This window comes from Caulobacter sp. X (genome assembly GCF_002742635.1).
Classification (GTDB): domain Bacteria; phylum Pseudomonadota; class Alphaproteobacteria; order Caulobacterales; family Caulobacteraceae; genus Caulobacter.
Window position 1 is genome coordinate 403,607 of sequence record NZ_PEGF01000001.1, and the last position, 22,235, is coordinate 425,841.

Here is a 22,235-nt window from a genome sequence, read left to right on the forward strand (position 1 = left end):
ACGAGGAAGCCCCGTCGAGAAAGGGCGGCGGCTCGGGTTTCGTTGGAAATCGTGCGCACGAGGCTTTCCTTTCGGACTTTAAGGCTGCGCCGGGCTGGCGGCGCCCACGGGGTCTTCGGCTTGGGTTTCAGTGATCGGCCCGCGCGAGGGCGGACGGAAGAAGACGGCCAGCAACACGGTGGCCGCCAGCGCCAGACCGGTCGGGACCATGAACAGACGGGTATAGTCGACCTGACCGTTCGCGCTGAGACGGCTGATCAGTTCCGGGAACAGGAAGCTGGCGGCGACATTGCCGACGCCCAGGATCAGCAGGTTGAACAGGCCCTGGGCGCTGGAGCGCACGTCCTTGGGGAACACCGCGTCGACGAAGATGTACACCGTCGCGAAAAAGAACGCGTAGCAGATCCCGTGCAGCAGCTGGACGGCGACGATCACCGGTACGCTGTCGGCGAAGAAGGCGAAGACGGCGAAGCGGGCGGCATGGCCCAGCACGCCGATGATCATGGTGATCTTCCATCCCAGCCGCGCCAGGACGCGGCCCAGGAAGAACATGGTCAGGATCTCGGCCACCTGGCCCAGGCTCAGCACCACCATCGACAGGTTGCCGGCGATTCCGACCCGGTTGGTCAGGAAGGCGTCGGCCATCACGAAGTAGCCGTTGTGGATCACGGAATCGATGAAGGTGACGATGAACAGCACCAGCACGAACGGCGCGCCGAGCAGCTTGAACGCCCGTCGCCAGGCCAGCTTGTCGACGCCGGCTTCATCCTTGCGCGGCGGGGTGTGCGGTAGGGTCAGGGAATAGGCGGCGAAGGCGAAGGACAGGATCGCCGCGACCAGGAAGATCCACCGCGTCTGCTCGGCCGTGGCGTGCGCGCCCAGCAGAAAAACGAAGGGCCAGCTGACCAGCACCCAGCCGACCGTCCCGCCCATCCGCACCGCGCCGAACTCGCCGGCGGGATCGCGCAGATTGGCGAAGGCGATCGAGTTGGTGACCGACAAGGTGGGCACATAGACCAGGCTGAAGATCAGGTAGCAGGCGAAGAACGGCCAGAAGCTGGTCGAGAACGCCGTGCCGACCAGGGCGAGGCCGCCGATCAGGTGGCTGGCGGCCAGGAACCGCTCGGCGGAAAAGTTGCGATCGGCGAATTGGTTGGAAAAGAAGATGCCGACCAAGGCCGCGACGCCCCAGGCGCTGCCGACCAGCGACTGCTGCCAGGGCGCGAAGCCCAGCATGCCCATGTACGGAAAGATCTTCGGCGCCCAGGCGCCCCAGATCGCCAGTTGCAGCACCATCATCAGGAAGAGCCGGAAGCTCGTCTTCATGGTCCTGGTCCTCCCCGACCAGCTTGGGCGGCTTTTGACCATTCCGGCCACGCGCGCTCCGATGTAATCGAAATCATCGATAACAGGGGTCGGGCGAACCGGCAACCGGCTGCCGAGCTCCAGCTTCGCCTTGCCAAGGCTGGGAGCAGTCGCCAGTGTCGCCGCAATGGCGACCATTCAAGATGTTGCGCGGGCCGCGGGCGTGTCGACGGCGACGGTTTCGCGGGTGTTCAGCGCCCCCGAGTTGGTGATCGAACCGACGCGCCAGAAGGTCATGGCGGCGGTGGCCCAGCTTGGTTACGAGCCCAACTTCGCCGCCAAGAGCCTGCGCACTCTGCGGACCGAGAAAATCCTGGTCACGGTGCCCGACATCTCCAACCCGTTCTTCTCGCAGGTCATCCGGGGCGTCGAGGAAGCCGCCCTCGCCGCCGGCTATTCGGTGCTGCTGGGCGACACGCGTCACGAAGAGGCGCGCGAGGAGCAGTACGCGGCCATGTTCCGGCGCAAGGAGGCTGACGGCCTGATTTTCCTTGGCCACCGGCTGCCCGACGTGTTGGCCGATATGGTCGCCGCCAAGGGCGTGAAAACCCCGATCGTCAACGGCTGCGAGTTCCGGCCAGGCCTGGCCGTCTCCAGCGCTCACATCGACAACGAAGGCGCCGCCGCCGAGGTCATGGAGCATCTCTACGGCTTGGGACACACCCGGATCGGCGTGGTGACCGGACCGCTAGCCAGCCCGATCAGCAGTGACCGCCTCTCCGGCGTTCTGGCTGCCGCCCAGCGGCACGGTCGCGCCAGCGCCCTGCGCATCTCGATCGGCGACTTCTCGATCGAGTCGGGCGTTCGCCAGGCGGGGGAGTTGCTGGACGAGCCGGGCCGTCCAACGGCGATCTTCTGTTTCAGCGACGAGATGGCGATGGGCGCGCTGGAGGCGATCCGGCGGCGCGGCCTTGTCTGCCCCCGCGACGTGTCGCTGGTCGGCTTCGACGACATCCGCTTTTCCCGTCACCTCGATCCGCAGCTGACCACGGTCAGCCAGCCGATGGAGGAGATCGGCCACGAGGTCGTGCGCCTGTTGCTCGACATCCTGGCGGGCCGAGCGACGACGCTTCAGAACGTGACCCTGCCGCACGAACTGGTCGTCCGGGCGAGCACCGCGCCGCCGGCGACCTAAAGCCGGGGCGGCAACTCCCGCACCCAGATGTTGCGGAAGCTGATCGGCTTGCTGGGATCGCCATGGGCCTGCAGCTTGATCGGCGCGGGGCCGTGCGCCTTGTAGGACGGCTTGCCGATATAGACCGTCTCGCCGGCCAGGACGGCGTTGTCCTGTACCAGCACGCCGTTGTGCAGCACCGTGACGGTCGCGGGCGAAGCCAACGCCCCGGCCGCGGTGAAACGCGGCGCCCGCCAGACGATGTCGTAGGTCTGCCATTCGCCGGGTTTGCGGCTGGCGTTCACCAGGGGCGGATGCTGTTTGTAGACGCCGCCGGCTTGGCCGTTGACGTAGGTCTGGTTCTCGAAGGAGTCGAGGATCTGCACCTCGTAACCCGCGTCGCGCGGCCCCGTGGAGGCCAGGAAGACGCCGCTGTTGCCGCGCCCCTGCCCGCTTCCGTCGATATCGGCCGGGATCCGCCATTCCAGGTGCAGCTGGTAGTCCTGGAAGGCGCGCCTGGTCTCGATATTGCCCTTGGCCTTGTCGACCGTGATCACGCCGTCGGCCACCGTCCAGGCGGCTGGCGACCTGTCCTCACTCGACACCCACTGGTCAAGGTTCTTGCCGTCAAACAGAACGATCGCATCGGACGGCGGAGCGCCCACAGCGGCTGCGGGCGTGACGATCGCCGGCTTTGGGCTCCAGACTTCGGTGTCCTCGGGACGCGACTGAGCCTGCGCGGAGAGTGCGGCGAAGCTCGCCAGACAGGCTGCGCTCAGGAGAATTCGGGTCATGGCGCGCGTACTCCAACTGTCCCAGCGAGGCGATGGCGCGGCCGACCGCGACTCCACCACGCGTAGCGGATATGATCCCGATCAATCTGTCGACCCTCTCCGCGTGGCATGAGGCGAAGGTCGCCGCAGGCGGCGTTTCATGGTTCTTCGGTGATGATGGACGCGTCCGCACCCCGCTCGGCTAGACGGCTCTGGGCATTGGTTCTCGGCGGGGTTCTGCTTTTGGCGGCCGTGACGGCGGCGGCCTTTCTGCTGCGGCCTCCCGCCGTGCAGGTCGCCAAGACGAGGACAGGCGAAGCCGTGGACGTGATCTACGCTTCGGGCGTGGTTGATTATGTCCGCCAGGCGCACGTCGCGCCGATCGTCACCGCGCCCATTCGCCACGTCGATGTCGCCGAAGGCGACTGGGTCAAGCCCGGCCAGTCCCTGGCGCAACTAGAGGACGGCCCGGCCCAGGGCACGGCGCTGCAGTTGGCGGCGCAGGCTTCGCAGGCGCGGATCGCGGCGGGCCGCGTCCGACGCCTCTACACGGCCGGCTTCGCGGCGAAGGCGGCCGACGACGACGCCCAGGCCCAGGCCCGCGCCGCGACGGCCGCCGCCGACAGCGCCGCGGCTCGCCTCAGGGACTATCGGCTGTCGGCGCCGTTCGCCGGCCAGGTGTTGCGGCGCGAGGCCGAGCCCGGCGATCTGGGCGCGGTCGGAACGGCGCTGTTCGTGATCGCCGACCCGCGCACGCTACGCATCACCGCCGACGTCGACGAGCGCGACATCGCCCGGCTGCAGCCTGGCGTCCAGGCGCTGATCCGCTCGGACGCCTTCCCTGGCCGCACCTTCGAAGGCCGCGTCTCGCAGATCACGCCGGCCGGCGACGCCAAGGGCCGGGTGTTCCGCGTCCGCATCGCGCTTCCGGCCGACAGCGGGCTTCCGCCCGGCATGACCGTGGAGACGAACCTGGTGACCGATCGCCGCTCGAATGCGGTGCTGGCGCCGTCCAGCGCGGTGCGCGACGGCGCGCTCTGGGCGGTGCGGGATGGGCGCGCTCACCGCGTTCCGGTTCGCATCGGCGCGGTGGGTGGCGACCTCACGGAAATCCGATCCGGCCTCTCGGCGGGTGAAAGCGTGATCGCAAAGCCGCCCGAGGCCCTCAGGGACGGCCAGCGCGTGCGGGTCGCGAAGGGCCCATGAGCCTGCCGTCGGTCCTGGCCAACATCGCCCTGGCGCATCTGAGGGTCCGCGCCCGGCAAACCTTGGTCGCGACCTTGGGCGTCGCGATCGGCGTCGGCTTCTTCCTCGCCGTGTCCGGTATGATGGTCGGATCCCAAAAGGACTTCATCCGGACGCTCGTCGACTCCGCGCCGCACATCATCGTCCGCGACGAGCAGCGCCGCCCGGTCCGCCAGCCCGCTCTGGACGCATTTCCCGCCGCGGCGGTCGCCATTCGAGGATTGCGGCCCCAGGAAGAAGTGCGTGGCCTCAAGGACTGGCCAGCCATGCTCGCCGACGCCCGCGCCATCCCCGGCAGCCTCGCGGCCCCCTCCCTGACCGGCGCGGTGACCATCGCCTATGCCGGCCGCAACGCGGCGGTCGCCTTGAACGGCGTCGACCCGCGCCTCGAAGGGCGGCTGGCGAAGATCAACGAGAGCCTGACCGGCGGCGCCTTGACCGATCTGGAGGCGCGCCCCGACGGCATCATCATCAGCCGCCCCCTCGCGGACCGTTTAGGGGCCAAGCTGGGCGACACCCTGGTGGTCACCGCGCCGACCGGAACGCTGCAGCGCATGCGCATCCTGGCCCTGATCGAGCCCGACGCCCGCGCGGGCTTCTATGCCGGCGACACGGTAGCCTATGGGCTTCTGCGGACGGCGCAGGTCGTCTTCGCGCGGCCCAGCATCGTCAATCAGATCCACATCCGGCTGGCGGACTCGGCCGACGCCGACGCCCAAGCCAAACGGCTGGAAGCGCGCTGGGGCTACAAGTGGGAGTCCTGGCAGGAGCGCTCGGTCGACATCCTGAACCTGCTCGTGGTGCGCAACATCATCATGTACGCGGTGATCCTGGCCATCCTGATCGTGGCCAGCTTTGGCATCTATACGGCGGTGTCCAATAGCGTCGCCGACAAGCGGCGCGACATCGCCATCCTGCGCGCCATGGGCTTCACCACGGGCGATGTGCAGGCGATCTTCCTTCTCGAGGGGCTACTGGTCGGCGTGATGGGCGCGGTGGTCGGTTTCGCGATCGGCACAGGCCTGCTGCAGGTGCTGGCCAGCCTGCCGTTGTCGATGGGCGGAAAGCCGCTGGTGCTGCCCTTGGACCGCAGCTTGCCGCAGTACCTGCTCGCCGGCGGCGCCTCGCTGGGCGCGGCGATCGTCGCGGCTTGGTTGCCCGCCCGCAAGGCCGCGAGCGTCGATCCCGTCGCCATCCTGCGAGGCGCGGCATGAGCGCCCTGATCGAGTCCCGCGCGGCGACCAAGATGTTGTCGGACCCCGAACCCTTCACGCTGGTTGAGGGCGTAAACCTCGCGGTGGAAGCCGGCCAGATGGTCGCGATCGTCGGTCCGTCTGGCTGTGGGAAGTCGTCGCTGCTGTATCTGCTGGGCTTGCTCGATCGGCCAAGCAGCGGAGAGGTGCTGATCGATGGGCGCCCAACCGGAGGCCTAAGCGACGCGGCGCGCACGCGCCTGCGCCTGGAGCGGATCGGATACGTCTTCCAGTTCCACTTCCTGCTGCCGGAACTGACCGCCCGCGCCAATGTGGCGCTGCCGATGCGACGGCTTGGTCATAAGTCCGCCGCCGAAATAGACGGAACAGTGCAGACTTTGCTTGAGAAACTCGGTGTCGCGGCCCAGGGCGATCGACGACCCGACCGCCTGTCGGGCGGCCAGCGGCAGCGGGTGGCGATCGCGCGGGCGCTCGCCAACGACCCGGCGATCCTGCTGGGCGACGAACCGACCGGCAATCTCGACAGCGTCAACACGCGCCTCGTGATCGAGGAATTCCAACGCCTGGCCCATGTCGAAGGGCGCGCCGTCATCTGCGTGACCCATGACGAGGGCTTCGCCGAAGCGGCGGACCGGCGCATTCGGATGCTGGACGGCCGGGTTGTCGACGAGAACTAAGCCGCGACGCGCGCGTCCAGGGCCTCTAGCCGGACGAGAATCCGATCCAGCGTCGAGCGCTTGACCGGCTTGCCATCGCGCAGCTTGGTCCAGGTGGTTTCGCTGATGGCGTAGCACGCGAACAGATGCTCACGCGTGACGGCGGGCAGCCGCGCGCGCAAGCGCTGGAAGATTTCTCGGGAAGCAGTGACGGTTTCAGCCATGGGAGAGCGTGGAGCAGTTACGCACGAGAAGGTGTCTCTACCGCGTCCCTATGACGGTCTTGTTGGTCGGTGATATTTCAGCGCTGTTACGCAGGGCCAAGTTTCGGACGAAATCGGCGTCGGCGGCAATCAGCGGTTATGTTCGGGGCGCTCGCAACTGGAAACGCATGCCGTCATAACCTGGTTCAACACCGGACGGCAGTCGCGCGGCCAAGGCGTTGTAGTCCAGATCGATGTGCAGGTTCGTCAGGATCGCGCGTTTGGGCTTGGCCCGGGCGATCCATTCGAGCGCCAGCTCGACGTGGGCGTGGGTCGGGTGCGGCGTCCAGCGCAAGGCGTCGACAATCCAGACCTCAAGATCGGCCAGATCGCCCCAGCTGCCGTCCGGAATGGCTCTCACGTCGGGCGTATAGGCGACGTCGCCAATCCGATAGCCGACGGCGCGCACCTCGCCGTGATCGACATCGAAGGTATGAACGGAGATATCGCCGCTGGGTCCCGAGATCTCGAAATCATGGCCCAGAGGCGGCAGCAGGCGGGGCTCGCAGATCGCCGGATAACCGCCGTGGGTGTGGAAGATGTACTCAAAGCGCTTCAGCAGGCCGTCGTGCGTCGCCTGGTCCATATAGGTCGGAATCCGGACGCGCTGGTTCAGGAAGAACGGGCGAAGGTCGTCTATGCCGTGGGCTTGGTCCGCATGGTCATGCGTGAAAAGCGCCGCGTCCACGCGCCGAACGCTGGCCGCGGCCGTCTGAAGGCGCAGATCAGGCGCGGTGTCGATGATGACCGTCGTCTGGTGGCTTCGGCCGCCCTCGCCCAGGCGTCTCACCAGAAGCGAACAGCGCGAGCGATGGTTCTTAGGCTCCGCCGGATCGCAGTCGCCCCAGTTTCCGTCGGCGCGGGGCACGCCGCCGGATGAGCCGGAGCCCAGGATGGTGAACTCCAGCGTCGCGGTCATGGGCGGGGAATCCGATCGAACAGGGCGAAGAAGGCGTCCTCGGTGCGTTGCTCGGTCTCGGACCGGCTCCACCCTCGGATCTCGGCCAGCTTGTCGTAGATGTGCGGCAGATAGGCCGGCTCGTTGCGGCGTCCGCGCATCGGAACCGGCGCCAGGTACGGACAGTCGGTCTCGACGATGATCCGGTCGGCCGGCATGTCGCGGATCACCGCCCTCACCTCCTCGGCCGCCTTGAAGGTGGCGATGCCGGACACCGAGAACCAGGCGCCCAGATCGGCGGCGCGACGGGCCAGCTCCGGTCCGCTGGTGTAGCAGTGCATCAGGATCTTAAAGGGGCCCGCCGCATGTTCGGTCTCCAGGATCTCCCCCATCACCTCGTCGGCTTCGCGGGTATGCACGACCAGCGGCAGGCCGCTCTCACGCGCGGCGATGCAATGCTGGCGGAAGACCTCGGCCTGAACCTCGCGCGGCGACAGGTCGTAGTGGAAGTCGAGACCGCACTCGCCGATGCCGATCACGCGCGGACGGCTGGCCAGCTCGACCAGGCGGGCGGCGGTCAGGCCGGGATCTTCCTTGGCCTCGTGCGGATGGGTGCCGACCGTGCACCAGATGTCGGGCTCGGCCATGGCGATCTCGTGCACCGCCTCGAAGGACGAGACCTTGTCGCAGATGGTGACCATCAGGCCGATCCCCGCCTCGCGGGCCCGGGCGATCACGGCGTCCTTGTCCTCGGCGAACTGGGGCGCGTGGAGATTCACGTGGCTGTCGATGAGCATGCGGCTCACATCGCCGCCTTGGCCGCCGCGCGCAAGTCCGAGATGACGCTCCAGAACACATCGCCTCGGTCTAGGTTCACGGCCTCGGCCTCGCCGGGCACGCTGGAGAGGCGCTCCCAGGCGGCCGCCCAGCGATCTAGGCCCGGCGAGTTCTTGCCGTCGGCGGCGACCTGCGTGGCGAAGATCCGCACCTGGTCGGCCATTCGATCCATCAGAAGCTCGAAGCGCGCCGCGCCTTCCGCGCCTCGGAAAGTGTCGGCCATGGCCAGCAACGCGCCCTCGTCGATCTTGGGCAGGCCGCGCAGGATCTCGTTCGCCGCGTCGTCCATGGCGATGGCGCCGGCGGCCGCCAGCTGCAGCGCCTTGCCGGGCGCGCCATGGGCCATCCGCGCCAGACGCTCGGCGTCTCTGTGCGGCAGGTCGGCCATCCGCTCGACCATGTCCGCGGCGGCGGGCACGCCGGGCGCGGGCGCCGGCAGGCGGCGACAGCGCGAACGGATCGTGGGCAGCAGCTTGCCCGGAGCATGGCTGATGAGCAGGATCACCCCACGCGGCGGCGGCTCCTCCAGCGTCTTCAGCACCGCATTGGCGGCATTGACGTTGAGGTCGTCGGCGGCGTCGATGATCGCCACGCGGTAGGGCGAGACCGCGGGCGAGTTGGCGAAGAACTCAGGCAGCTTGCGCGCCTCGTCGACGGGGATGGCCTTACGCGCCTTGCCGTCGTCGGTGAGGCGCTCCAAGACCATCATATCGGGATGCGAGCGAGCGGCGACCTGACGGCTAACGACGTCCGACGGCGCGGCGCCCAGCAGACCCAGCGACGGCTCGGGCCGCGCGCCCAGCAGGCGTCGCGCCATGCGATAGGCCAGGGTCGCCTTGCCGACGCCCTCTGGGCCGGTCAGCAGCCAAGCGTGGTGCAGACGGCCCCGATCGAGCGCGTCCAGGAACGCGGCTTCGGCGGCCGACTGGCCTTCCAGCGTGTAGACGTCGCGAGGGTGCGCCGGCGCGGCCATCAGCGCTTGAGCCTTTGATCGACCGCGTGCGTGATCGAGGCCGTCACTGCATCTATGTCGGCATTGGCCTCGATGACCACGCAACGTTCGGGCTCGCGGCGCGCGATCTCCAGATAGCCGGCGCGAAGGCGTTCGTGGAACGCCAGGCCCTTGGACTCGAAGCGCGCGGCGCCGCCTCGCGCCTCGGCCCGCTGCAGCCCGACTTCGGCCGGCAGGTCAAGGATCAGGGTCAGGTCCGGAACGGTTCCGCCCAGGACATGATCCTCCAGCGACGCGATCAAGCTAGCGGGCGCATCGCCGCCGGCGCCCTGATAGGCGCGGGTCGAGTCGGCGAAGCGGTCGCAGAGGACGATCGCGCCCTTCGCCAAGGCCGGCCGGATCACGCGCTCCACATGGTCGCGGCGCGCGGCGTACATCAACAGGGTTTCGGTGACCGGCGACCAGCGGTCGGCCGCGCCGTTGACCAGAAGCTCGCGGATCGCCTCGGCGCCGGGGCTGCCGCCGGGTTCGCGGGTGACGACCACGTCATGGCCAGCGGTCTGAAGCCGCTCGGCCAAACGGCGGATCTGAGTGGACTTCCCAGCCCCCTCGCCGCCTTCGAAACTGATGAAGAAACCTTGGGTCACCGGCCTCCATTCGACCGGATTCCGAGGCTTGTCCAGAGGGTCTAGGGACGAAGCACCGTCGCGCCGGAATAGCCCAGCGCTTCGACCCGCTGACGCAGGCTCCAGGCTTCGCCTTCATCGTCCCCGGCGGCCACGACGACGCGGTATAGCGTGCCGGTGGGACGTTCCAGCGGCTCGATTCTGGCGCTTCCAGCCAGCGCAAGCTGCTGCACGGCCTTTTCGGCGTTCTCACGGCTGGAGAAGGCGCCGGCCTGGATGCGGAAGCCCGCCTTGGAGACGGCCGCCACCGGCGGCGCGGGCGGCGCAGGCCTGACGGGATCCGGCGGATTGATCGGCGGCGCCGAGAGGGTCGGCGAAGGCGACCATTCCGGCTCCGGCTTGGCCGCCAGGACCTGTACGCGCTGCGGCGGCTCCTGGATTTCGGCGAAGCTGCGCGACGTCGGCGCTTCGGCCCGCGTCTGGGCGTACTGACGCGGCGGATCGAAGACGTTCTTGGGCGCCGGCCCGATATATTTGACCCGGACCTTGGCCACGCCCGCCCGACGATAGCCAAGCTCCTCGGCCGCGGCTTTGGACAGGTCGATGACCCGGTCGCCGACGAACGGCCCCCGATCATTGACCCGCACGATCATCTTCCGCCCGTTATCGAGGTTCGTGACCTCGACCAGGCTCGGCAGCGGCAGGGTCTTATGCGCCGCCGACGGGATGTCCATGTCGAAGATCTCGCCGTTGGCGGTGCGGCGATTATGGAACTGCTCGCCGTACCACGAGCCGATCCCGACGACGTTGTAGTCGCGATCTTCCTTCGGATAGTACCAGACGCCGTTGACCTGATAGGGCTTTTCGGTGCCGCGCAGCGGCCTGCCGTTCGGTCCGACCATGTCGCTGGGCCGCGGCGCGGCGTTGCGGACGCCGATCATCGGACGACCGACATCGTATTTCGGCGTCGCGCAGGCGGCCAGGCTGAGCGCCACGATGACGAAGGCCCCATGCAGGCGGATCATCCGCCACAAGCGATCGATGTGCTGGTCCATGCGCATGCCGTCCAGACGAAGGGGCGCGCCCCTTTGGCCGATCATGGTGAGTGAATTGTTTTGAAGTCTGGTTAAGGCGATTGCCGTCTGGTTAAGGCGGTGACGCGCTGATATAGCCGCCTGCTCCGGACAGGTGGCCGAGTGGTTTAAGGCAGCGGTCTTGAAAACCGCCGTAGGTGGAAGCCTACCGTGGGTTCGAATCCCACCCTGTCCGCCACAGCCCCACGGGGCGGAAAACCCTTTCAGGACAAGCATGTCGGCGAACCGCACCGCGCTCTATGGTCAGCCCGATCACGATCTGGCCCCATCCGCGCCGGACGCGGTCCAGCTATCGCCGGTCATCGTCGGATCCAGCGACATCGCCGGGATCGAGACCGAATCTCTTAACGCCGTCACCGTCCGGGCGCCCGCCGGCGCGATCGAGCGTCGCTTTGTCCTGGCCCATGCTCTGCGCGCCCTGGCGCCGGGCGCCCGCTTGACCGCCTTCGCCCCGAAAGATCGCGGCGGTCTTCGCCTCAAAAAGGAGCTTGAGGCGTTCGGCTGCGAGGTCGGCGAGAGCGCCCGGCGGCACAATCGCATCTGCGTGGTCGTGCGCCCCAAGGCGCCGAAGGGTCTGGACGAGGCGATTGCCGCCGGCGCGCCGCGCCAGATCGCCGAGAATGGGCTCTGGACCCAGCCCGGCGTGTTCAGCTGGGATCGCCTGGACGCCGGCACAAACGCCCTCCTGCAGGTGCTGCCGGAGTTCTCGGGCGCCGGCGCCGACCTCGGCGCGGGCATCGGCCTGCTGGCGCTCAATGTTTTGGCCTCGAACAAGGTCACCAAACTGACCCTGGTCGAACTGGATCGCCGCGCGGTCGAGGTCGCCAAGCGCAACGTCTCCGATCCGCGCGCCACTTTCGTCTGGGGCGACGTCCGTCACGACGCCGACGGTCTCAAGGATCTCGACTTCATCGTCAGCAACCCGCCGTTCCACGAGGGCGGCGGCGAGGACAAGGCGCTGGGCCAAGCTTTCATCCGCTCTGCAGCCAGCGCGCTGCGCAAGGGCGGCGCGCTGTGGATGGTCGCCAACCGCCACCTGCCCTACGAGGCGATCCTGGCCGAAAGCTTCGCCAAGGTCCGGCTGGTCGCCGAGGGCGGCGGCTACAAGGTCTTCGAGGCGCGCAAATGAGCAAGGCGCTGATGGCCCGTCTGGACCGGCTGCTCGCCAACCTGGGCTACGGCAGCCGCAAGGAGGTCCAGGCCCTCGTCGCCGCCGGCAAGGTCGTGCTGGACGGCAAGCCGCTGAAGGACTCCGGCGTCCGGATCGCCGTGGACGCCGCCCTGCCCGAGCGCATGACCATCCGCGGCGTTCCGGTCGATCCGCCGGCGCCGTTGGTGCTGATGATGCACAAGCCGCTCGGCGTGGTCTGCTCGCACAAGGAGGACGGCGAGAAGATCTACGATCTGCTGCCGCGCCGCTGGCGCTTGCGGGATCCGGCCCTGTCGACCGTCGGCCGGCTCGACAAGGACACCAGCGGTCTGATCCTGATCACCGACGATGGCGACTTCCTGCACCGGGTGATCTCGCCCAAGCGCCACGTGCCCAAGACCTATCTGGCCAAGCTCGACCGTCCGCTGGACGGTTCCGAAGCCGAGACCTTCGCCGCCGGGACGCTCATGCTGGAGGGCGAAGAGAAGCCGCTGCTGCCGGCTAAGCTGGAGGTCGTCGACCAGATCACGGCGCGGCTGACGATCACCGAGGGCCGCTACCACCAGGTCCGACGGATGTTCGCCGCTGTCGGCAATCACGTGGTCGACCTGCATCGTGAACGCATTGGCGGCATCGTGCTGCCCGAGGACTTGGCGCCCGGCCAGCATCGCATCCTGCCGGCCGCGGAGGCCGAGACGGTGTTCGCGGATGGCTGAGCCGATCCTCGTCGACGCTCGAGGCCACCACTGCCCGGTGCCGACCCTCAAGCTGCGCAAGGCGCACGAAGCCGCCGCCCCCGGTGCGGAACTGATCCTGCTGGCCACCGATCCGATGGCCCGGATCGACGTGCCGCACTTCGCGGGGCAGATCGGCGCCACGGTGCTTGAGATCGCCGAGCAGGACGGCGGCGTGATCAGGTTTCGTATTCTGAAGGCGGCTTGAGCGGGATCGCCTTCGGTCCCTCGAGCAAGGCTCGGGGCCGCTCGTCCAGCGCGATCTCGACCTCGGTGGCCAAGGCCCCGCCGAAGAAGATGGCGTTCACGCTCCACGACAGCCAGATCAGGAAGATGATCACGGCAGAGATCGAGCCGTAGGTCGCGCCCAGGTGGACGATCTTCTCGACGTAGAAGGCGCTGGCCCAGGACATGAAGACGCACAGCGCCGCCGCCGCGACGCCGCCGGAGGTCGAAGCGCGCCAGCCGACCGGCTCGCGGGACATGGCGTAGCGATAGACCAGCGTCATGCCGACCACGATGCCAAAGCTGGCCCAGGTCCACTCGCTCTGGATCCACGAGACGCCAGCCAGGGGACGGAGATTGAGGGCCGAACCCAGCAGCCGCAGGATCAGGAAAATGCCCGACATGAAGAAAAGTAGCCCGAAGGCGGCGATCAGCACGAGCAGGGCCATCAGGTTGAACCCGAAAAAGCCGCGCTGGTTTTCCTCGTCGTGGATGAAGGACAGGCCGGCCAGCAGGGCCTTGAAGCCGCGATGGGCGGCGTAGGCGCCGACGATCAGCACGACGCCGCTCTGCAGCGAGACCGCGCCGCCGGGCGCATGGGCCAGCTGCCCGAACTCGTCCTGGAAGATGCCCCGCGCCCCAGGCGGCATCAGCTCGGCCAGCTTGACCGCCTGGCGAGCCGCTGTCTCGGGGGTCAGGAACAGGCTGTAGAGCCCGATCAGAATCGCCAGCCCCGGAAACACCGCCAGCAGGGCGAAGAACGACACCCCGCCGACATAGAGCATGACATCGCGCCCCCAGAGTCTGGAGAGCGCCAGCCCCAGCACGCGCAGGATTTCACGGGCCCAGTGGATTGGATCGAGGTCGAGGTCGCGCCAGCGGATCTGGTGGAGCGGATCTTTCATCCGCCGGACCATGGCGGCGCGGCCCCCGGAAGTCAAAGACGCGCCGCCATAAAGGACGACGCGTCTTTCAAGGCCTTGCCTGGAACCGATCGCCGCATCGAGGGACGGATGGCGCGGAGACCGATCGACATACGCACGCTAGGACCGCCCGGCTGAACCGGAGCTGAACGGAATCAGAGCGCTCCGGACGCCTTCAGTCCGGCGATCGCGTCGGCCGAGAAACCCCAGTCGGCCAGGGCCTGGTCGTTGTGGGCGCCAATCTTGGGCGGCGGCCCCTGGATCACGCCAGGCGTCGCCGAGAACCGCGGCGCGGGCGCCGGCTGGGTCACGCCCTCGACCTCGACGAAGGTCTGGCGGGCGGCGTTGTGGGCGTGCTTGGGCGCCTCGTCCATGGTCAGCACCGGCGCGAAGCAGACGTCGGTGGCGTCCATGATCGCGCACCAGTCGTCGCGCGTCTTGGTCTTGATCACGGCGGCGAGCTTGTCGCGCAGCTCCGGCCACTCCTCGCGGCTCATCTGGTGCTGGAACTGCGGGTCGGAAATCCCCGTCTTTTCCAGCAGAAGCAGATAGAACTGCGGTTCGATCGAGCCGATCGAGATCCACTTGCCGTCAGCGCATTCGTAGGTGTCGTAGAAGTGCGCGCCGCCGTCGAGCAGGTTCGTCCGCCGCCCCTCGTTCCACATGCCGCCAGCCTTGAAACCGTAGAACATCGCCATCAGCGAGGCCGCGCCGTCGCTCATGGCGCAGTCGATCACCTGCCCCTGCCCCGTGGCGCGGGCGTGGATCACGCCGGCCAGAAGGCCGAACGCCAGATAGAGCGCGCCGCCCCCGAAGTCGCCCACCAGGTTCAGCGGCGGAACCGGCTTGTCCTGCGTCCCGATCGCGTGCAGCGCGCCGGTGATGGCGATATAGTTCATGTCGTGGCCGGCCGCCTTGGCGTACGGCCCCGTCTGGCCCCAGCCGGTCATGCGGCCGTAGACGAGCTTGGGATTGCGGGCCAGGGCCACGTCGGGCCCAAGGCCCAGGCGCTCCATGACCCCCGGTCGGAACCCCTCGATCAGACCATCGGCCTGCTCCAGGAGTTTCAGGCAAGTCTCGATCGATTCAGGATTCTTCAGGTCCAGCGCCACCGAGCGCCGCCCCCGCGCCGTGACGTCGGCCGGTGAGCCGCGCCCCTGCCCCTTGCGGTCGATCCGGACGACGTCGGCGCCCAGATCCGACAACAGCATGCCGCAGAACGGCCCCGGACCGATGCCGGCGAACTCGACAATCTTCAGTCCCGAAAGCGGCCCCTGGCCCATGACGTCGTCTCCCTTCCGGCTCTCACCCAGCGGCCGGTCAGCCATACTAGAGCGGGCCTGACGTTCGGTCAGGCAAGCCCTCGCGCTCACGCCCCCGACGATCTTCGATTCACCCCCAGCCTGCGGCGTTGCGCGGCTTTGACCAGCCCCTTGGTCTGCTATGTTGCGGCGACGAATCTCGAAGCGCGCCGCCCGGTCGGCCTGGCGAGCATTCGGGCGGAGGTTGGTTTGGCGGCAGACGCCCGGATCCTGATCGTGGCGCGCGACGATGTTCGCGCCGGACCGCTGGCCGAGGGGCTGGATCGGCTTGGCTGGCGCACCATCACCGCCCGCGGTCCCTACGCGGCCGTCGCCGCCCTGGGCGACCTGCCGATCGAGGCGGTGATCGTCGACTTGGCCACGGCCGGCCCGGACGTCCAGACGCTTTCCAAGCGCCTGAAGGCCGCCGTCGCGCCGCGCCGCCTGCCGGTGATCGCCATAGGCGACCCGGAGGCCGACTATCGCGACCAGACTTTCGACCTGACCCTGTCGCCGCCGCTGCATCCGTCCCAGGCGGCCCTGCGTCTGGAGACCCTGGTCCGCACGGCCATCGCCGAGGAGGAGTTCGAGCTGCGGCTCGAGACCTTCGGCGATCGCGGCCGCCGCCTGGATCTGCCCGAGCAGTCGGACGCGCCGTTCCGCGTGCTGGCGGTTGGCGAGCCCGCGCCGCAGTTCCTGGCCCTGTCGAACGCCCTGCAGCGCAGCGGGGCCGAGGTGGTTGGCGCCTTCACCGCCTATACGGCCTTCGACTATCTGCACGAGCGCCCGTTCGACGCGGTGGTGCTGTGGGCCGGCGACAGTCAGCAGGAGGCGCTGTCGATCGCGGCGGGCATGCGCCGCAACACGCGCCTCTATCACATCCCGGCCCTGCTCTATCTGAAGGCCGAGAGCTATGTGACCATGTCCGACGCCTTCCATCGCGGCGTGTCGGACGTGGCCTCGCCCGAGACGCCCGAGACCGAAACCGCCCTGCGCGTGATGGAGCTGGCCCGCAACTTCCGGCGCGGCGAGGCGATCCGAGGCGCTCTGGAGAAGGCCCGCAGCTCCGGTCTGATGGACGCCGCCACCGGCCTCTTCACCCGCGACCTGTTCGCCGCCCACCTGGCGCGGCTGGCCACGGCGGCCCGCGAGCGGGCCCGGCCGCTGTCGATCTGCGTGTTGCGCGTGGCCGACAAGCCCGACACAGCGTGGGCGCGACAGAACGGCTGGCTGGACCGGGCCATTCCGCAGATCGGCTCGATGATCGGCCGCCTGGTCCGCGTGGAGGACACGCCCGCCCGCCTCTCGACCGAGGTTTTCGCCCTCGCCTTGCCGGCGACCAACCAGAACGCCGCCCGCGCCGCGGCCGAGCGGATCGCCGCCGTGATCGGCTGCACCGCCTTCGACGCCGGCGAGGACCGAGCGCCGTTCGTCTGCGAGTTCGACATCGGCGTGGCCGAGGTCCAGCCCGGCGAAGGCGCGGTCAAGGCCCTGGAGCGCGCGGCCGCCGCCGCCATGAAGCGCGAGGTCGGCTGACCGGCGGCGCTTGGGCGCGTAGCGTCGCCGGCCTATATGGAGTCCGTCCTGTCTCGGACAGAGTTTCTCCAGGAGCACGCCGTGGCCCAGTCCCAGCCCATGATCATCGATGTCGTCGCCGACGTCGTCTGCCCCTGGTGCTTTCTCGGCTGGCGACGCCTGAAGTCCGCCCTGGCTCTGCGGCCCGCCCTGGACGCCCAATTGGTCTGGCGGCCCTATCAGCTGGACCCGTCGCTTCCCGAGGAAGGCGTCGACCGTAAGGCCTACATGGCCCAGAAGTTCAAGGACTCCGAGCGATTGAAGGCCGTCCACGCCGCCCTGATGGAAGGCGGCGCCGAGGAAGGCATCACGTTCGACTTCGACGCCATCCAGCTCTCGCCCAACACCAACGCCGCCCATCGCCTGATCCGCTGGGCCCTGACGGCCGGCGTGCAGGACCAGGTCGTCGAAGCCCTGTTCAAGGCCTATTTCGAGCAGGGCCTCGATATCGGCGACCCGGTCGTCCTGGCCGACATCGCCGAGGCCGCGGGCATGGAGCGTCTGGTGGTGCTGCAACTGCTCTCCGAAGGCGCCGACAAGGAAGCCGTGGCCCGCGAACACGCCATGGCCGTCCAGGGCGGCGTGACCGGCGTGCCGTTCGCCATCTTCGCCGGCAAGGTCGCCGTGGTCGGCGCCGAGACGCCTGAGCGGATCGCCGAGGCGATCGACCAGGCGCTGGCCGCCTAGGCTCACGACTCCGCCGCTTCACGCGGCGAGCCGCTGAAGGAATGGAAAGGGACGCGGAGCGCCGGACATCCGTCCGGAAGAAGTTGATAAATACCGTTTCGACGAAGCCCGACGCTCCGCGCGACCGTTATCCGCCAGCGTCCCGTCAGGTGGCCCTGTTCAGGCCTTACCGGGACCTGGGCGCTTCCGTTTCCAGAAGACCCAGCGGTCGAAGAGGACGGGCTTCCAGCCAGACACGCCCTTTTGCCTTCAACCACGCCAACGGCGGGCGGGTGAGCCCAGCAAGCTCAGCCCCGGACCGTCCGAGTATCCCCCTCGAACCTGTCCCCGCTCGATCGCCCCCCGCCGCCGCAAATGGTCGCTGGCCATGCGCCCTTTCCTCGCGACGAGGTGGGTCAAGCATAAGGGCGGTTTCAACGCGGATGATGCAGCGGCGTGCAAAAGTGGGAAGCGGTTGGAATCGTTGAGGTCAATTCCGGATACGCCGAGCGTCCAGCCACGCCAATTCCCTCTCTCGTGGAGAGAGGGAGGGGCCCACGCGCAGCGTGGGAGGGTGAGTGCGTACGCCCTCCCCGGACAACGCAGTGACCAAAAGCCGCTGAAGGGTGGAGGCGACGACGGCACGCTTCGTAACCACTCACCCTCCCACCGCCTACGGCGGCGGGCCCCTCCCTCTCTCTAAGAGAGAGGGATTCTAAATCCCCTACCCCTTCGCCAGCTTGGCCAGCTGGGTCAGGATCTTCTCCGCCGCGTCGAGGCGCTGGGCAGGCGTCTCCCACTCGCCCTTCACCACCACCTTCTGGTCGGGGCGCACCTTCCAGATCAGGTTGTTCTTGGCGACGTACTGCATCAGCCCCAGCGGGTTGGCGAACTCGTCGTTGCGGAAGCTGGCGACCGCGCCCTTGGGGCCGACGTCGATCTTGGCGACATTGGCCTCGCGGCACAGCCCCTTGATCGCGACGACCTTGAGCAAGCTGTCGGTCTCGGGCGGCAGCGGGCCGAAGCGGTCGATCATCTCGGCGGCCAGGGCCTCGCGGTCGTTGGCCTTCTCGGCCTCGGACAGGCGCCGGTACAGCGACAGGCGCACGTTCAGGTCCGGCACATAGTCGTCCGGGATCATCACGGCCGCGCCGGTGTTGATCTGCGGCGACCACCCCCGGTCTTCCAGAAGCGCCTCCTGGCCTTGGCGCTGCTTCAGCTCGGCGACGGCGTCCTCCAGCATCTGCTGGTAGAGCTCGACGCCGATTTCCTTGATGTGGCCGCTCTGCTCGTCGCCGAGCAGGTTGCCGCCCCCGCGCTGGTCGAGGTCGTGGCTGGCCAGCTGGAAGCCGGCGCCCAGGCTGTCCAGCGACTGCAGCACCTGCAGGCGCTTCTCGGCCGACAGGGTCAGGGACTTCTCGACCGGCGTGGTCAGATAGGCGTAGGCGCGGGCCTTGGAGCGGCCGACGCGGCCCCGGATCTGATAGAGCTGAGCCAGGCCGAACATGTCGGCGCGGTGGACGATCAGGGTGTTGGCGGACGGAATGTCGAGACCGCTTTCCACGATCGTCGTGGCCAGGAGCACGTCGTACTGGCCCTCGTAGAAGGCCGTCATCACGTCTTCCAGCTGGGTGGCCGACATCTGACCGTGGCCGACGACGTACTTCACCTCGGGGACCTGGGTGCGGAGGAACTTCTCGATGTCCTCAAGGTCCTTGATGCGCGGCACGACGTAATAGGACTGGCCGCCGCGATACTTCTCGCGCAGCAGGGCCTCGCGCAGGGTCACCGGATCGAACGGGCTGATGTAGGTGCGCACCGCCAGGCGATCGACCGGCGGGGTGGCGATGATCGACATCTCCCGGATGCCCGACAGCGCCATCTGCAGCGTGCGCGGGATCGGCGTGGCGGTCAGGGTCAGCATGTGTACGTCGGCGCGAAGCTCTTTCAGCTTCTCCTTGTGCTTGACCCCAAAGTGCTGCTCCTCGTCGACGATCACGAGGCCCAGGTCCTTGAACGACACCTGCTTGGACAGGATGGCGTGCGTGCCGACCACGATCTCGAACTGGCCGTTGGCCAGGCCCTCGCGGGTCTCGGCGGCTTCCTTGCCGGTGACCAGGCGCGACAGGCGCGTGACCTTGACCGGCCAACCCTGGAAGCGGTCCTTGAAGGTCTTGTAGTGCTGGCGGGCCAAGAGCGTCGTCGGGCAGACGATCGCCACCTGCTTGCCGCTCATCGCCACAACGAAGGCCGCGCGCAGGGCGACCTCGGTCTTGCCAAAGCCGACGTCACCGCAGATCAGGCGGTCCATCGGCTTGCCGGAGGACAGGTCCTCCAGGACGTCGTGGATGGCGCTGAGCTGGTCGTCCGTCTCTTCATACGGGAAGCGGGCGCAGAACTCGTCGAACACGCCGTGCGGCGGGTCGGTCTCTTCGACGTGCTTGAGCTGGCGGGCGGCGGCGATCTGGATCAGGCCCTCGGCCATGACCCGCAAGCGCTCCTTGGCTTTCGCCTTACGGCCTTGCCACGCCGCGCCGCCCAGCTTGTCCAGCTGGACATTGTCGGCGTCCGCCGCGCCGTAGCGGGTGAGCAGGTCGATGTTCTCGACCGGCAGATAGAGCTTGGCCTCGCCCCCGTAGAGCAGGTCCAGGCAATCGTGCGGCGCGCCCTGGACGTCGAGGGTCTTCAGGCCCTCGTAGCGGCCGATACCGTGGTCGATGTGCACGACGAGGTCGCCCGGCGTCAGGGCGCTGGCCTCGGCCAGGAAGTTGGCGGCGCGGCGCTTCTTGCGCGGACGGGCCAAGCGGTCGCCCAGGATGTCGGTCTCGGAGATGACCGCCAGGGCCTCGGTCTCGAAGCCATGGTCCAGCGGCAGCACGACGCGCTGCGGGACCTTGGGGTCATTGGCTTTCGCCGCCTGCCAGTAGCCGGCGAACGGGATCTTCTTGAGGCCATGATCGGCCAGCATGGTCCCCAGGCGCTCGGACGAGCCCTCGGACCACGAGGCGAACAGGACTCGCTTGCCCTCGGCCGCCAGTTTCTTGGCGTGGTCGGCGGTGGCCTCGAACAGGTTGACGCTGTCCTGGGCGCGCTCGGCGGCGAAGGTGCGGCCAAGCTTCGCGCCCAGATCGACGACGTCCAGGCCCTGCGGCTGGAACGGCGTGAACTGGCGGTGCGTGCGGTCCGACAGCTCACGATCCCACTCGTCGGCGGTCAGGTACAGAGCCTGCGGCGGCAGCGGGCGATAGGCCGACTTGCGGTCGGCGCTGGCGCGGGACTCGTAGGCGTCCTGGATCATGGACAGGCGCTCGTCGCGGGCCTCGGCCGCCTGATGATCGACGCCGATCAGGGCGCCCGCCGGCAGGTAGTCGAACAGCGTCGCCATGCGCTCGTACAGCAGCGGCAGCCAGTGCTCGAGGCCGGCGCGACGACCGCCCTCGCTGACCGTGGCGTACAGCGGATCATCGCCCGGCGCGCCGAACTCGGCGACATAGCCCTTGCGGAAGCGCGAGATGGCGTCGGCGTCCAGCAGAGCCTCGCTGACCGGCAGCAGGTCGATCTCCTTCAGCTGCTTCGTCGAGCGCTGGGTCTCGGGATCGAAGGCGCGGATGCTCTCCAGGGTGTCGCCGAACAGGTCGAGGCGCACCGGCTCCTCGGCGGCGGGCGGATAGACGTCGATGACGCCGCCGCGGATCGCGAACTCGCCGCGCTCGGACACGGTGGAGGCGCGGGCGTAGCCGTTGACCGCGAAATAGGTCTCGAGGTCCTTGATGTCGACGACGCCGCCAACCTTGGCGCTGTAGCTGGCGCGCAGCAGGACGTCCTTGGCCGGTACGCGCTGCAGGAGGGCGTGCGCGGCGATGACCAGGATGGCCGACTTGCTCTCGCCCAGCCCCCGGGCCAGGCGCGACAGCGTCGACATCCGCGTGGCTGAAACGCCGGCCGAGGGACCGATACGGTCGTAGGGCAAGCAATCCCACGAGGGCAGGATCACCGCCTCGATCTCGGGGGCGAAGAACTTCAGGCTGTCGACGAAGGCGCCCGCGCGGGCGGTGTCGCGGGCGACAAAGGCCGTCAGGCCGCCGCGCGCCCGGGCGATGTCGGCCATCACCAGCGCGTCGAAGCCTTCGGGCGCGCCGGCCAGGGTCAGGCCGCCGGCGGCCTTGGCGATCTGTTTGGCGTCGTAGGCCATCGGGTCTCTTGATCTAAAGGGTCAGGCGCCGTCGCCGGCGGGGCGCGATGCGTGCGCCTCGAACCTGAACGCGCGGATCATCGCCATGACGTCCGTCTCGAACCTTTCCGGCGTCGGCTCCTGGCCGACGATCCAGGCGTAGATCTCGCGGTCGGACTGTTCGAGCAGGGTTTCCAGCGTGTCGAACTGCTCTGGCGTCAGGTTCGGGCCATGGATGTCCGCGAACGGGCCCAGGATCAGGTCCGCTTCCCGGAAACCGCGATGCCAGGCGCGGAAACGAAGGCGGCGAAGGCGGGAGTCTTGGTCGATGGTCATGCGCCGCCGGATATAGAGCGGCGGTCGCCCGGACGCCAGCGGCATGGCCTCCGCCCGCCCCGGCAATACCCACTCGCGCCTTGTGGCGATTGACTTTGGCGACGTTCGGCCTATTTA

21 protein-coding genes, 1 tRNA gene and 1 pseudogene are annotated in these 22,235 nt (G+C 68.3%); 10 read left to right on the forward strand and 13 right to left on the reverse strand.

The genetic code is table 11. From position 1 onward, the window contains the following. Positions 1-78: 78 nt before the first annotated feature. Positions 79-1,326 carry an MFS transporter gene (locus tag CSW60_RS01685; protein WP_099535601.1) on the reverse strand — a complete coding sequence of 416 codons (1,248 nt, stop codon included), beginning with the start codon at positions 1,324-1,326 and terminating at the stop codon, positions 79-81. A gap of 166 nt (positions 1,327-1,492) precedes the next feature. Between CSW60_RS01685 and CSW60_RS01690 the strand changes: the two genes are divergently transcribed. Continuing rightward, positions 1,493-2,500 (forward strand): LacI family DNA-binding transcriptional regulator, encoded by a 1,008-nt coding sequence (locus tag CSW60_RS01690; RefSeq protein ID WP_099535603.1) that lies wholly within the window; start codon positions 1,493-1,495, stop codon positions 2,498-2,500. Here the strand turns inward: CSW60_RS01690 and CSW60_RS01695 are convergent. Then, entirely contained in the window at positions 2,497-3,273 is a 777-nt protein-coding gene (locus CSW60_RS01695; RefSeq protein ID WP_099535605.1) for a DUF1080 domain-containing protein, read from the reverse strand. The genes CSW60_RS01690 and CSW60_RS01695 overlap by 4 nt on opposite strands. 231 nt (positions 3,274-3,504) lie before the next feature. Between CSW60_RS01695 and CSW60_RS01700 the strand changes: the two genes are divergently transcribed. The 3 genes from CSW60_RS01700 to CSW60_RS01710 are packed head-to-tail and all read left to right on the forward strand — an operon-like array spanning position 3,505 to position 6,388. Then, positions 3,505-4,458, forward strand: a complete 954-nt coding sequence (locus tag CSW60_RS01700; RefSeq protein WP_236634249.1) for an efflux RND transporter periplasmic adaptor subunit — start codon at positions 3,505-3,507, stop codon at positions 4,456-4,458. Next, positions 4,455-5,711 carry an FtsX-like permease family protein gene (locus CSW60_RS01705; RefSeq protein ID WP_099535609.1) on the forward strand — a complete coding sequence of 419 codons (1,257 nt, stop codon included), beginning with the start codon at positions 4,455-4,457 and terminating at the stop codon, positions 5,709-5,711. The genes CSW60_RS01700 and CSW60_RS01705 overlap by 4 nt, the downstream gene beginning before the upstream one ends. After that, the gene (locus tag CSW60_RS01710) at positions 5,708-6,388 is read left to right on the forward strand and encodes an ABC transporter ATP-binding protein (RefSeq protein WP_099535611.1); all 681 of its coding nucleotides are present in this window, start codon (positions 5,708-5,710) and stop codon (positions 6,386-6,388) included. Before CSW60_RS01705 ends, CSW60_RS01710 begins: the two co-directional genes overlap by 4 nt. On the opposite strand, the gene CSW60_RS01715 is transcribed toward CSW60_RS01710, so the two are convergent. The 6 genes from CSW60_RS01715 to CSW60_RS01740 all read right to left on the reverse strand — a co-directional run bounded on the left by CSW60_RS01715 (position 6,385) and on the right by CSW60_RS01740 (position 10,998). Then, complete coding sequence (locus tag CSW60_RS01715) at positions 6,385-6,591, reverse strand: hypothetical protein (protein WP_066687704.1); 207 nt, start codon at positions 6,589-6,591, stop codon at positions 6,385-6,387. The genes CSW60_RS01710 and CSW60_RS01715 overlap by 4 nt on opposite strands. Positions 6,592-6,727: 136 nt before the next feature. Beyond that, positions 6,728-7,549: an MBL fold metallo-hydrolase gene (locus tag CSW60_RS01720; RefSeq protein WP_099535613.1), complete on the reverse strand. Its 822-nt coding sequence runs from the start codon at positions 7,547-7,549 to the stop codon at positions 6,728-6,730. Then, positions 7,546-8,334, reverse strand: a complete 789-nt coding sequence (locus CSW60_RS01725) for a TatD family hydrolase (protein ID WP_099535615.1) — start codon at positions 8,332-8,334, stop codon at positions 7,546-7,548. The genes CSW60_RS01720 and CSW60_RS01725 overlap by 4 nt, the downstream gene beginning before the upstream one ends. Beyond that, positions 8,331-9,341: a DNA polymerase III subunit delta' gene (locus CSW60_RS01730; RefSeq protein ID WP_099537521.1), complete on the reverse strand. Its 1,011-nt coding sequence runs from the start codon at positions 9,339-9,341 to the stop codon at positions 8,331-8,333. The genes CSW60_RS01725 and CSW60_RS01730 overlap by 4 nt, the downstream gene beginning before the upstream one ends. After that, positions 9,338-9,964: a dTMP kinase gene (tmk, locus tag CSW60_RS01735; protein WP_099535617.1), complete on the reverse strand. Its 627-nt coding sequence runs from the start codon at positions 9,962-9,964 to the stop codon at positions 9,338-9,340. Before tmk ends, CSW60_RS01730 begins: the two co-directional genes overlap by 4 nt. Positions 9,965-10,005: 41 nt before the next feature. Then, positions 10,006-10,998, reverse strand: coding sequence for a septal ring lytic transglycosylase RlpA family protein (locus CSW60_RS01740; protein ID WP_099537522.1), 993 nt, complete (start codon positions 10,996-10,998; stop codon positions 10,006-10,008). A gap of 127 nt (positions 10,999-11,125) precedes the next feature. Here CSW60_RS01740 and CSW60_RS01745 point away from each other — a divergent pair. The 4 genes from CSW60_RS01745 (at position 11,126) to CSW60_RS01760 (ending at position 13,129) form a co-directional block, all read left to right on the forward strand. Continuing rightward, a tRNA-Ser gene (locus CSW60_RS01745) sits at positions 11,126-11,215 on the forward strand. 36 nt (positions 11,216-11,251) lie between these two features. Next, positions 11,252-12,166, forward strand: coding sequence for a class I SAM-dependent methyltransferase (locus CSW60_RS01750; RefSeq protein ID WP_099535619.1), 915 nt, complete (start codon positions 11,252-11,254; stop codon positions 12,164-12,166). Further along, positions 12,163-12,903, forward strand: a complete 741-nt coding sequence (locus tag CSW60_RS01755; protein ID WP_099535621.1) for a pseudouridine synthase — start codon at positions 12,163-12,165, stop codon at positions 12,901-12,903. The genes CSW60_RS01750 and CSW60_RS01755 overlap by 4 nt, the downstream gene beginning before the upstream one ends. After that, positions 12,896-13,129 (forward strand): sulfurtransferase TusA family protein, encoded by a 234-nt coding sequence (locus tag CSW60_RS01760; protein ID WP_099535623.1) that lies wholly within the window; start codon positions 12,896-12,898, stop codon positions 13,127-13,129. The genes CSW60_RS01755 and CSW60_RS01760 overlap by 8 nt, the downstream gene beginning before the upstream one ends. On the opposite strand, the gene CSW60_RS01765 is transcribed toward CSW60_RS01760, so the two are convergent. Beyond that, entirely contained in the window at positions 13,101-14,087 is a 987-nt protein-coding gene (locus tag CSW60_RS01765) for a YihY/virulence factor BrkB family protein (RefSeq protein ID WP_099535625.1), read from the reverse strand. The genes CSW60_RS01760 and CSW60_RS01765 overlap by 29 nt on opposite strands. A 137-nt stretch (positions 14,088-14,224) precedes the next feature. Continuing rightward, on the reverse strand, positions 14,225-15,352 hold the full coding sequence (locus CSW60_RS01770; protein WP_099535627.1) for a CaiB/BaiF CoA-transferase family protein: 1,128 nt from the start codon (positions 15,350-15,352) through the stop codon (positions 14,225-14,227). Positions 15,353-15,580: 228 nt separating this feature from the next. Between CSW60_RS01770 and CSW60_RS01775 the strand changes: the two genes are divergently transcribed. Both CSW60_RS01775 and CSW60_RS01780 read left to right on the forward strand, forming a co-directional pair. Further along, on the forward strand, positions 15,581-16,906 hold the full coding sequence (locus CSW60_RS01775; protein WP_099535629.1) for a diguanylate cyclase domain-containing protein: 1,326 nt from the start codon (positions 15,581-15,583) through the stop codon (positions 16,904-16,906). Positions 16,907-16,987: 81 nt separating this feature from the next. After that, positions 16,988-17,632, forward strand: coding sequence for a DsbA family oxidoreductase (locus tag CSW60_RS01780; RefSeq protein ID WP_099535631.1), 645 nt, complete (start codon positions 16,988-16,990; stop codon positions 17,630-17,632). 137 nt (positions 17,633-17,769) lie between these two features. On the opposite strand, the pseudogene CSW60_RS23780 reads toward CSW60_RS01780, so the two are convergent. The 3 genes and pseudogenes from CSW60_RS23780 to CSW60_RS01795 all read right to left on the reverse strand — a co-directional run. Beyond that, a pseudogene (locus tag CSW60_RS23780) lies at positions 17,770-17,850 on the reverse strand (hypothetical protein); the annotation flags it as partial. A 485-nt stretch (positions 17,851-18,335) separates the two neighbouring features. Continuing rightward, positions 18,336-21,803: a transcription-repair coupling factor gene (gene mfd, locus CSW60_RS01790; protein ID WP_099535633.1), complete on the reverse strand. Its 3,468-nt coding sequence runs from the start codon at positions 21,801-21,803 to the stop codon at positions 18,336-18,338. Positions 21,804-21,824: 21 nt separating this feature from the next. Beyond that, on the reverse strand, positions 21,825-22,118 hold the full coding sequence (locus CSW60_RS01795) for a succinate dehydrogenase assembly factor 2 (RefSeq protein ID WP_099537523.1): 294 nt from the start codon (positions 22,116-22,118) through the stop codon (positions 21,825-21,827). Positions 22,119-22,235: the final 117 nt, after the last annotated feature.